The organism is Barnesiella sp. (assembly GCF_022723415.1).
Lineage (GTDB): Bacteria > Bacteroidota > Bacteroidia > Bacteroidales > Barnesiellaceae > Barnesiella > Barnesiella intestinihominis.
Map to the genome: position 1 here is coordinate 1 of NZ_JAIJHU010000072.1, position 11,354 is coordinate 11,354.

Annotated in this window: 8 protein-coding genes; 7 read left to right on the plus strand and 1 reads right to left on the minus strand. The window is 42.6% G+C overall.

Annotation, left to right across the window (positions count from 1 at the left end; translation table 11 throughout):
* Nucleotides 1-155: 155 nt before the first annotated feature.
* On the minus strand, nucleotides 156-836 hold the full coding sequence (locus QVD32_RS11600) for a porin family protein (protein WP_287710240.1): 681 nt from the start codon (nucleotides 834-836) through the stop codon (nucleotides 156-158).
* Nucleotides 837-1,119: 283 nt separating this feature from the next.
* Here QVD32_RS11600 and QVD32_RS11605 point away from each other — a divergent pair, with 283 nt between their 5' ends.
* The 7 genes from QVD32_RS11605 to QVD32_RS11635 all read left to right on the plus strand — a co-directional run.
* Nucleotides 1,120-1,632: an RNA polymerase sigma factor gene (locus tag QVD32_RS11605; RefSeq protein WP_287710241.1), complete on the plus strand. Its 513-nt coding sequence runs from the start codon at nucleotides 1,120-1,122 to the stop codon at nucleotides 1,630-1,632.
* A gap of 147 nt (nucleotides 1,633-1,779) precedes the next feature.
* On the plus strand, nucleotides 1,780-2,883 hold the full coding sequence (locus QVD32_RS11610) for a FecR family protein (RefSeq protein ID WP_287710242.1): 1,104 nt from the start codon (nucleotides 1,780-1,782) through the stop codon (nucleotides 2,881-2,883).
* Between the two features lie 787 nt (nucleotides 2,884-3,670).
* Nucleotides 3,671-7,327: a SusC/RagA family TonB-linked outer membrane protein gene (locus QVD32_RS11615; RefSeq protein WP_287710243.1), complete on the plus strand. Its 3,657-nt coding sequence runs from the start codon at nucleotides 3,671-3,673 to the stop codon at nucleotides 7,325-7,327.
* A 48-nt stretch (nucleotides 7,328-7,375) separates the two neighbouring features.
* Entirely contained in the window at nucleotides 7,376-9,019 is a 1,644-nt protein-coding gene (locus QVD32_RS11620) for a RagB/SusD family nutrient uptake outer membrane protein (protein WP_287710245.1), read from the plus strand.
* A gap of 45 nt (nucleotides 9,020-9,064) precedes the next feature.
* On the plus strand, nucleotides 9,065-9,904 hold the full coding sequence (locus QVD32_RS11625) for a hypothetical protein (protein WP_287710246.1): 840 nt from the start codon (nucleotides 9,065-9,067) through the stop codon (nucleotides 9,902-9,904).
* Nucleotides 9,905-9,920: 16 nt separating this feature from the next.
* Complete coding sequence (locus QVD32_RS11630) at nucleotides 9,921-10,634, plus strand: FISUMP domain-containing protein (RefSeq protein ID WP_287710247.1); 714 nt, start codon at nucleotides 9,921-9,923, stop codon at nucleotides 10,632-10,634.
* A 36-nt stretch (nucleotides 10,635-10,670) separates the two neighbouring features.
* A partial coding sequence (locus tag QVD32_RS11635) for a DUF4369 domain-containing protein (protein ID WP_287710248.1) occupies nucleotides 10,671-11,354 on the plus strand: 684 nt, incomplete at its 3' end.

Below are 11,354 nucleotides of genomic sequence, written 5' to 3' on the forward strand. Positions count from 1 at the left end.
GTCTGTGATTCTGTCAATAATGTCTTGAGTTGCGTGAACTCCTTGTCCATCGCAACGATAATTCCTATTTTCATATATTTATTGTAACTTTTCCGATTGAGAATTTGCCGATATTAAAATCGGCTGCAAAGTTACGAAAAATATCTGATAAAACCTTAGAAGTTAACACCAAAGTTGAGTAGCAGTCCTCCATTATGGGATGTGTCGAAGGTATCATGACAGATGTTTGCCAGACCGATATCGTAGGTAAGGTCGGCATAGAACATATCGTATTGTATGCCACAACCCAGACGGAGTCCTCCATCTACCCGGCGGAAGTTATCGTCATTAAATGAGTTTTGAGCTTCTCTCTGTTCGAAGTTCTTGATTTTTCCACCAACTCCTGAAGCGAAATATCCTCCAAAAAATGGTTGGAGAGAGAAGTGTGGATCGATATTGTACTTATATTTCAGTACAAGTGGAATTTCGATGTAGTTGAGGTCGTAGGTCATCTTCTTGCCATTAGCCAAATTTTTCTTACCACCTTTCTCTGTATAGAATAAGCCTCCTTCCAGATAAAGTGGCTGGGCATTTGAAAGTGCGACACCTGCCACAACTCCCACGTTGAGACCCGTCTGCCAATTTCCACCATCCAGTCTGCTATCATCCGAATTGACGTAAGAGAAAGAAGGACCAATCCTGAATCCAAAGTAGGAGTCAGGGAAATCATTGTCGTGACGGTCGTAGTCGAGATGACCCGTTTGCTTGTTGTAATATCTGCTCTGTGTATAGTGTTGAGCTGAGGATGGCATTGCGATGAGCAAGAGAACCATCAGGAGAAATGTAATCTTTTTCATATTTTTCCGTTTTAAGTTTATATTCTGAGTATCAAACCATGGAGTCAGATGCTGTCTTCATCTGTTGTGATTATGTTGCAAAAGTAGTCTGTTTTTTGGAAGTTCTCAGGGTGTAAATTCCTAAAAGATGAGGGGGAAATCCCTATTCATATTGATGTGGAATATCTATTTTTGTGATAAGTAAAAGTGCTTTTGGTGCCTATTTTTGCAAAAAAATGCTTTTCTTTGCCATGAAAACAAAAAAATATATTAATTTTGCACCCAATATTAAGAGGGAATAGGTATGCAAAAAGTGCAAGGTTCATATAGGGAAATGTTTGAAAGGGTATATACCGAAAATTATCTTCGGTTGTACTACTATGCCTTACACATTGTTAATGACGAGGAGGCTGCCAAGGATATTCTGAACGACGTTTTTGTGGCTTTGTGGAAAAACATCGAAACTTTCAAGGAGAACAATTTCAATGCTTATTTGATGACATCGGTCAGAAATCGCGCTGTAGATTTCTTGCGACATCATGTTTTGCAACATCAATATACCGAAGAGTATCTGTATTCTGCAGAACAGTTTTATGCGGATTATTCCGATGAAAAAGACAAGTTGGTGGAGGAGATGATGAGCCAACTCTCGCCGCCTACCGACCAAATCTTGGAGATGTGTTATCTTAAGCGAATGAAATATGCTGAGGTGGCTGAGGCTCTCGACATCAGTCCGAATACGGTGAAGAAGCATATTGTGAAGGCTTTAAAAACCTTAAGGGAACGATATAAAGGTAAACGGGAATACCCGATTTAGTTTTTCGTTCGTATCTAAGAATGGAAAAAATAAATTCTTTTTAGCACCTATATGTCCTATATTATATAATAAGGTGTAACTCTAAAGAGTTTTATTCGAAAAGGTGCTGTTCGGAAAACAATCAATAATTAATTTGGAGAAAAAAATATGACCAAAGAAGATAATTATAATATGTCTGATTTTATGCAAGAGGAAGTGGCTGTTCGTGACTATCTCTTGCGGAAGACTCATGCTGCTCCCGATGTGAGAAGAGAACTTGATTCCTTTTTGTCAAAAATGCCAGAGGATGGAAAAATGAGAGAAGAAACTTCTGAGGTTGTGTCTGCCGATAATCTATCTGATGATAAGGATTTGGAGAATCGCCCTTTTGTACGTCGCTTTGCGATTCCAGCAATCTTTGCGATGGCTGCTTCCATAGCATTGGTTCTCTTCCTTTATTTCGGTAAAAATCATCATTTGAAAGTGCCAGAAGGGGCTGTGGTGGCATACGAGGCTGAGGATGAAAAATCCCAGTCAAGTGTTACTTTGCAAAAGGGTGATGAAGAGCCGATGACTGTCGCATCTAATCAAGCCTCTTGTGCGAAAGTTGATGCTATTGGTGCGAACTCCAATGCGACCACTACGGTACGTAACATTTTGACAACTCCTGCCAATGCAACGGCGGAGGTGACTTTGGCGGATGGAACAGTCGTGGCGGTGAATGCTGGAAGTAAATTGGTTTATCCGCAGACTTTCTCGGGTTCAACTCGTGAAGTAGAACTTCAAGGTGAGGCGTATTTTAAGGTTCATCATGATGGCAAGCATCCATTTATCGTTAAGGCGAATGGCATTTCTACCAAGGTATTGGGAACGGAGTTCAATGTTCGTTCTCATTCTCGCAAAGACACTCACATCACCTTGTTGCAAGGAAGCGTGCTGGTCAGTTCGGCTGCGACAACCAAGCGGTTGAGGCCTGGGGAAGATGCAAGTTTTAGCGATGGGCGCATGATTGTCCGTTCCGTTGATACCGATGAGTTCACGGCATGGAAAGAAGGAGAGTTCTATTTCGACAACGAGACGCTTTTGGATATTGCCAAGGAAATAGGTAAATGGTATAATGTGAGTGTGATCTTCCAAAGTCCTGCGAAAATGCAGACTCGCCTTTTCTTTGTCGCACCGAGGGATGGTGGCATTGAGGAACTTTTGGAGGTGCTGAATAGTTTGGATAAGGCGAAATTTACCTATCATAATGGACAGGTGGTGATAGAATAAGATTGTCTTAGATGCCGAATTTTACAAAATATTAAGATTCTAAGGTGCCGATTTCTGCAAAATATCGCTTATCTTTGCCCCAGAAAATAAACAACGCTATTGAAAATGAGGTATTTATATAGATTTATAGATGGGGAGTAGGGCGTACTTGGTTTATTCTTTATATGGGATAGGAAATGTGTATCATGATAACTATGTTATAAAATCGGCGGGAAGAAATACAGTTTATTGTAACTTCTCGCAAGCTCTCAACCTATATCTTTAACTGGGTTCATGGCAGCTGAAAGTAAAAAATAAGTCTCGTTGCTCTATATCTGTAACAGGCAGCTCTTTCTCTGTGACAGAATTGCGACCAAGAGAAATCTTGGTTAGTATAACATTTGAATATGTCTTCGTGGGTTTTTGGTGGTTAGTCACAAGATGTTTTGATTAGGCTGACAAGATCTTATGACGTTAGTCAAAAAGGCTTTTGTTTAGCGAGCAAAAGGTTTCGAAGTAGCTTTTTCTCTTATTTAATTTAAATTGATCATATTAATCCTAAGCTATGGTCTTCCTGTTTCCTTATTTAGTATGTTAATCTGAACCTTCACCGTAACCCGATGAGTGTCGTTTGTTTTGAAAAATACTCGATTGGGAATGATAAAACGTAAATTATCTGGTGTGTTTTTGAAAGAAAATGGAAGTTTTTCCAACTTTTTTCTTTCAAAGCGTACCCGATTTTTGCATTAGTCCGTATCTTATTGCAAAAATTATATAGTCAAAAGCATAAAATGATTAATTGATGCGTATGAAAAAGAGAGAAAAGAAAAGAGAATTTGTAGCACTTCTCATGCTCTTGTCTTTTGTGTTGGGTGCCTCCGCACAGAGCTTGAGCAAGAAATTCAGTGTCTCGTTCAAGAACACACCTTTGACAACAGCCTTGAAAAAAATAGGTAAGCAAAGTGGTGTGAGAGTGGAGTTCGCCTACGAGGATGTCAAAGGCTACTCCGTGAGTGTTCATCTTACGGCTGTTAATGCGGAGAGCGCTGTGAAGGCTGTGATAGCCAATCGTCCTCTTTCTTATAAAGTGGTGGGCGATAAGTTTATCATTATTTCCAAAGGAACTTCTCATCAAAAAACAACTCCCAGTAATGGAAAACCGGAAGTTGCGCAAAAATATGAAGAAGTAGCAAACTCTAAAGTACAGCAGATGGGTAAGACGGTCACTGGTAAGGTGGTGGATGAAAATCATCAGCCATTGCCTGGTGTAAGTGTGAAATGTGGCAATGGTCGCATGGGTACTTATACCGACATGAATGGTGAATTTACATTTGCCCTGCCAGAGAATCATAGTCAGTATCTTACCTTTTCTTATATAGGTATGCAGCAGCAGAAGGTGAAGCTGACAAGTAAGAATGCCAAGAATATGCAGATTGTGATGCACGAGGATGCAGGTGCTCTCGACGAAGTTGTCGTAACGGGCTATCAGGTGCTTGACAAACGCAGCCTGACTTCTGCCGTTACATCGGTAAAGATGGACGACTTGAAACGTGCCGATATGAGCAGTCTTGACCAGATGCTTGAAGGAAAGATTGCAGACTTGATGGTGACCAATAATTCTGCCGAGGTGGGTGTTGCGCCAAAGATTCGTATTCGTGGTACAAGTACATTGATAGGTAACCGTGAGCCGCTCTGGGTGGTTGACGGAATCGTAGTTTCCGATCCTGTGGAGATTGCTCCAGAAGAGTTGAACGATCCTGACTATGTAAACCGTATCGGTAATGCTATTTCTGGTATCAACCCTCAGGACATCGAGCGCATCGATGTATTGAAGGATGCTGCAGCTACCGCCATCTATGGTACGAAGGCTGCCAATGGCGTCATCGTAGTAACCACCAAGCGCGGTTTCGAGGGGAAGCCTCAGGTAAGTTATTCTACCAACGTAACCTACAAGCGTCGTCCAAGATATTCAGATCATTCTGTGGATGTGATGACTTCTAAAGAGCGTATTCAATTCTCTCGTGAGTTGGAAGCCATAGGCTATACTTACAATACCTATGATCCACGTGTAGGTTATGAAAAGGCGCTCGACGACCTTTACAATAAAAATATCGACTATAAAGAGTTTGTCAATCAGGTATCGGCAATGGAAGGCTATAATACCGATTGGTTTGATTTGATATGCCGTGACAGTTGGTCGCAGCAGCATTCTGCCAGTCTGAGTGGCGGTTCGCAGAAGTCGAGATATTATGCATCTTTGGGATATAACAAGGATAATGATGTCATCAAGGTGAACAGTAACGAACGTTATACGGCATCTGTCAATCTGGACAACACCTTCAGTAAACTGCTTACAGCTTCTTTCAACGTAAGTGCTTACCACTACAACCGTAATTATTATCAGGAAGAGTTGGCACCATTGAACTATGCTTATGGTGCTTCGCGTGCTATCAATCCATTCAATGCAGATGGCACATACGCCTATTACGACAAGTTGAGCGGCAGCAAGGGATATAAATATAAGTATAATATATTGAACGAGTTGGACAACAGTTATAAAAAACAGGAGACCAATTCGTTTACAGCAACAGCCAATCTGAAGTTCAACTTCACAGACTGGCTGAATGCCAATGCCATCTTTTCCATGACCCAATCCAATACAGACCAAGAAGGTTATTGGGGAGAGAATACAACTCATGTGGCCTATCTGCGAACCACCAATTATGGCGAAGAAGTGACAAACTTTGAGGATTGCTTACTTCCTCAAGGTGGAGAATTGAGCAAGACAACCGTCCGTAACCAGAGCTATACCGCCCGATTGCAGTTGAATGCAAACAAGTATTTCGGTGAAGACGACAAGCATAACATTGATGCAACCTTCGGATTGGAAATCAATTCGGATAAATACAAGAGTCATTCGAGCGTGGCACGCGGATATTATCCCGACCGAGGCGAGACCTTTGTAACGGGTATTGACCTGTCCAAATATACGGGCTACGCCACATGGTTGAGCAACAATGTGCCAACTATCGTGGATGATATCTCCAATAAGTTTTCTACCTATCTTTCTGTGACATACGCCTACAAGCGTTTGTGGCGTGTCAATCTGAATGGTCGTATTGATGGTTCTAATAAGTTTGGCGACCGTTCCAACGATAAGTTCCTTCCAATCTGGTCTTTGTCAGGAAGCTATGATTTAGGTAGCTTCATCAAGGCTAAATGGGTTGACTATATCACAGCCAAGGCTTCTTATGGTTTTCAGGGAAATATGCTGGATACCGAGTCGCCTGTCATGACCATCAAGAAAGGGGCGAAAGATTCCTATTACAATGAGTTTACTTCATCAATATATGCACATCCTAACCCAGACTTGAAGTGGGAGAAAACTCATTCCTATAATATCGGTTTGGATATGAGTCTCTTTGATCATCGTCTGGAGATGGAAATCAGTGCCTATTACAAGAAAACCAAGGATGCCTTTATGAACAAGAAGGTTTCTTCGGTCAATGGTGTGAATTCGTATGTCATCAATGGTGGCGATGTAACCAATAAGGGTTATAGTTTCGACATTACCTATAATGCAATCCGTAATAAGGACTTCCGCTGGTCGCTCTCTACTTCTATCTCTAAGGTCATCAACAGTATCGACTCGCGTCCTGATGCCCAGACCTATGATTTGGAAGATTTCCTGAATGGCTCGGCATTGGTACAGGGCAAGTCTGTGAATACATTCTACAGCTATCGCTTCTTAGGCTTAAGCCCGGTAGATGGCGGTCCGCTCTTTGATGATTATTTTGACAATCAGGCTGCTTTGCGTGGTTTGAGCAAGTATGATGTATATACTAAAGTTCTCGAAGCTTCAGGCAAGCGCGATGCCGATATCCAGGGAAGTTTGACCAATACGTTCCGCTACAAAAACTGGCGTGCTTCCTTGAGCTTAGGTTACAGTTTGGGAGCCAAGACACGTCTTTTTGCCATGTATGGTAGCGCAGCTTCGGGTGGCGCATACGGCTCTTCTATCTATTCGGAGAAGAACTATAGCCGTGACTATATGAAGCGCTGGCAGAAACCAGGTGATGAAAAATACACCAATATCCCTGCCATTATACCTCATGGTACAGATGCTTACTGGAAATATAATAATTTCTGGTCGAACAATGCGACAGACTTCAGTGACATTCCGACGATAGCAAACGACTATTGGGATATGTATGACTATTCAAACATCCGCGTGGTAAGTGCCGACTATCTGAAACTTCAGAGCATGAGCGTGACCTACGAGATGCCGATGAAAGCATTGAATGTGATTGGTTTGCAGCGTCTGGCTGTTACAGCTTCGGCTTACAATCTTTTCACGATTTGCGATTCTGCACTGAAGGGACAGACACCTACGCAGGGTGGATTCTCCAGCATACAGTTGAGCGACCGTCCAAGTTTCTCGCTCGGACTGAATGTGATATTCTAAAGAAGAGCAAGGTATGAAATTCTTACGTACGATAAAAAGACAACGACAATGAAAAAGAAACTGTATAATATCATATTTATAGCAACATCATGGTTAGTGTTGGCATCATGTTCGAGCGATTTTCTCAAGGAATATTCGCAGGATTTGGGTAGGGTACAGACCGTTGATGACTTGAAGGAACTGGTTGTAGGCGACTGTCTTCTGCCAAAGAGTCTGTTTTCAAACGATGATTCCTATTTTCAGACAGAAAACGTTAATTACCTCTGTGTACACTTTATGAGTGATGAGTTGCAGGAGAACATCAATACAGCAGAGGATGTAGATAAAAGCATCGGTTATCGCGACAAGATGTTTCCTTATTTCACCTGGCAGCAGAATCTCTATATCGACAAGAATGGCAAGAGTTCTTATGATAGCAATGAGAGCCAGTTGTGGAATCTGGCATATCAGGTAATCAATAATTGCAACATGGTGCTTGATGCAGCTGACTTGCTCACAACCCATTCAGAGACTGAGAAGGCTGAAGTGCAGAAGGTGAAGGGAGAACTTTACTATCTGCGTGCCTCCTATTATCTGATGCTTGTCAACCTGTATGGCAAACCTTATACCCCTTCTACCGCAGCTACAGAGCCTGCTGTGCCTGTCAAGTTGAGTCCGAATGTAGAGGACAAGGACTATGAACGCGCATCTGTTGCAGAAGTGTATGCTCAGATCGTCAGCGATTTGGATGCAGCAGAAGCACATCTGTCATCAGCATCGGCTCCTGTCAGCATCTACCATCCTGACATAGAGGCTGTGTACATCCTGCGTAGTCGTGTGGCTTTGTATATGCAGGACTGGGAGACAGCCAAAACCTATGCACAGAAAGCGATAGACAAGGATGGTTATCTGCTTAACCTGCAGACTGTGTCTTCTGCTTCCTATCCGCTGAGCAAGCAGAATGCAGAGGTGGTGTTCTCGAATGGTGCAAGTATGCTGGGCAATATCCTGTTTGTCGAGCCTGCTGATGAGGATTCTTATAGCGAAGTATCACCTTCATGGTATCTTTCTGATAATCTGTATGCGCTCTTCACTGACGATGATTATCGCAAGACTACTTACATTACAACCAGTGATGATCTGACCAATTCGTTGCCAACCTATCACAAAGTGGATTGCAGCATCGCATCTTATGGAAAATATAAGGAAGTGAGTGATGTATTCAGCATACGCACTGCTGAGGCTTATCTCAATATGGCTGAGGCTGAAGCCCAGTTGGGCAACGACTCTGAGGCTTGCGGATGGTTGGGTAAGTTGCGCCAGAATCGTATTGCTGATGGCGGAGCTGTAGCATTGGCAGGAGCCGACCTTATCAATTTTGTGCGTGAGGAACGCGAGCGTGAATTCTTCCTGGAAGGACAGCGCTGGTTCGATCTACGTCGATATATGGTAGATGCCAAATATCCATTTACAAAAGAAATCGTGCATACGATGTCAACCTTTAAGAGTCAGGATTGGACCGTCTATCGTTCTAATTTGAGCAAGTATCGTCTGGAAAAGAATGATGCCGCCTATACGCTTGATATACCTAAGCAGGTAAGAGATTTCCAGCCTTCTATCGGAAGTAATCAGCGTCCGGTGCGTCCTGCCTTTGACAGTGAAGACTTCAGCGCTGGTGGCGGTGACGAGGGTGACGATGACTATGATTGGTAATGAATCAAAAATAAGATAGCAATGAAAAAGATATATTTATTCCTGATGATGGCTTGCATGGGGGCGGCATTCACAGCGTGTTCAAGCGATGAAGATACCACCCCGAGCTATGCCGATTCCAATAAGTTTGAGCCAGCTGCTGATGACAACAGCGAGTTGGCTAACTACCGACGTGATTTCTATAAGAACACGGGTACCTATCTTCTGTTTGACGATAGGGGTGTGCTTGACGTAAGCTATGATATGTTCAGCACTTATACCAGTTCTTATACATACACCTATGATTATATAGAAGATTTCAGTTCGCAGAAGAAAGCTGCCGAAAAGGTCAAGGAGAGTATTCTGAAGAGATTGGGCGACAGTTCTCCTTTTTCTATCATGATTGTTGACAAAATACATGCATGGTCGTATAATGATGGTGTCTTGGTGGCAAAGCCAAAGAAAGACCCTACTTACTATCTGGGTTCTCAGTGCTATGTGTTCAGTCTTGAACAGGGTAAGGCTTTTTCCGATCCTTCTTTCTTCGATAATCTCATGGCTCAAATTGTTCTGGCTAAGATCAATGCCAAGGGCGATACATTCCTGAAGGATTTCTTTGCCCTGATAGAAGATTATGACAAGTATCAGGATTACGACAAATATGAACTGGATTATCCTGAAGAGTATAATGACGACCTGGCTCGTTCGTTAGGCTTCCTGAGGGATGGTAATGATTGGTATTTCCGTTCAAAAAAGTATGACATCAGCGATTATGTAACGGCTGTATTCACTTACACGGCTGCAGAATTTGAGGAAGAGTTCAGCGCTTATCCTATCTGCATCGCACGTTATGCTAAGATGAAGGAACTCATAGAGTCGTTGGGTGTGAATGTTGATGGTGAATAACAAAAAGATAAGTAATATGAAAATATTCAAGAACATATATATATGGGCAATCGTTTTGGCAGGTGCTCTGTCTCTTGCCGCATGTAGTGATGACGATGATCAGCCCTCTGTCAGTCCAATAAGTACGGGAACTGTTTCAGATAAGGACGGCAATGAATATAAATGGGTAAGAATCGGAAATCTCGACTGGATGACCGAGAACTTGCGCTGTGATGATCCTTTCTATGAAGATGTCTATAATCCTAAATGGACTAACAAATTCGGAGACGGGCTTGTTTTGACCGGAACTTTGGAAGATTGGCAGAAGTGGTATGCAGAATTCGGTAACTATTATACCTGGGAGGAAGCTGTTGCTAATGCACCGGAAGGATGGCGACTTCCTACCGATGATGATTTCAAAGCTTTGGAACGAGAACTTGGAATCAAGCAAGGTGATCTGGATAAGGACGGATGGCGCAAGGGGGCTTCAAACCTGATGGCACAGAATGGAGAAGGAACCTGCCTTCATTTTGTCTTCGGAGGCGAAATCTGCAATTATTCCTATTCTCAGATTGGTCTGTACCATCAGTATGACTATGGCTATTACTGGACGGCAACAGATGTAGAGGTGAATAAGGAGCCTGCTGCTTATGCACGTATGATTACTCCTGGCATTGATGCAGTGAACCGTCTGGTAGTGCTCCAGGAGAAGCATTACCTCAGTGTGCGTTATGTTCGTGATGCTCAATAAGGATAAAACAAGATAACGACGAAACAAAGTATTGATATGAAGATAAAACATATTTTTCTTGCAGCTCTCCTTCTTTCTGGGAGTTCAGTACAAGCTCAGACACAAGTAAGCATTACTGGTGAAATAGCCGGTTTGACTGATAGTTGCAAGGTGTCTTTAGTAGATGAAGAAGGGTATGAGCCGAAGTCCCTTGGTATGGCAAAATTCAAAGGCGGCAGTTTCTCTTTTACAGCTGAAATAAAAACACCTCGTATGGTGACGCTGAATATTTCGACAGTTAGTGCCCAGTCTGGTAAATGGATGAAGAACGCATCTATCCGTACCATGCTTGACGGCTCTCCTGTTGTAGTGAAAATAGACGGAGAGGTGATTCAGAAAGCTAGTAGAAATATCGCTACAGAAGCTTTGGTTAATCAGGCTGAAAGCGGCATTATGATTACCGGTGGTAAGGCGATGCAACAATATGCTGAGTATCTGGCTTTTATCCGTTCTACAGAATGGGCCGCACAGACCTTGAGCCGTGTAGAAGCTGAAGCTTGGTTTTATTATCATGGCGATGATAATGCCATCTCTTACATGAAACCGGCAAAAGAGAAGGCTGAGGCAGAATTATCTGTCTTGAAGCATGAGTTTATCCTGCAGCATCCTGATTATGCCGTCTCTGCAGCTCTTGTCGCAGCCAAGGCATACAAGCCTTTCACTTACTCGGCTGCTGATTTT

Bases quoted from the DNA above. Each gene is read 5' to 3' on its own strand.
- QVD32_RS11610 (WP_287710242.1), top strand. From the start codon at position 1,780: ATGACCAAAGAAGATAATTATAATATGTCTGATTTTATGCAAGAGGAA.
- QVD32_RS11600 (WP_287710240.1), bottom strand. From the start codon at position 836: ATGAAAAAGATTACATTTCTCCTGATGGTTCTCTTGCTCATCGCAATG.
- QVD32_RS11630 (WP_287710247.1), top strand. From the start codon at position 9,921: ATGAAAATATTCAAGAACATATATATATGGGCAATCGTTTTGGCAGGT.
- QVD32_RS11620 (WP_287710245.1), top strand. From the start codon at position 7,376: ATGAAAAAGAAACTGTATAATATCATATTTATAGCAACATCATGGTTA.
- QVD32_RS11605 (WP_287710241.1), top strand. From the start codon at position 1,120: ATGCAAAAAGTGCAAGGTTCATATAGGGAAATGTTTGAAAGGGTATAT.
- QVD32_RS11625 (WP_287710246.1), top strand. From the start codon at position 9,065: ATGATGGCTTGCATGGGGGCGGCATTCACAGCGTGTTCAAGCGATGAA.
- QVD32_RS11615 (WP_287710243.1), top strand. From the start codon at position 3,671: ATGAAAAAGAGAGAAAAGAAAAGAGAATTTGTAGCACTTCTCATGCTC.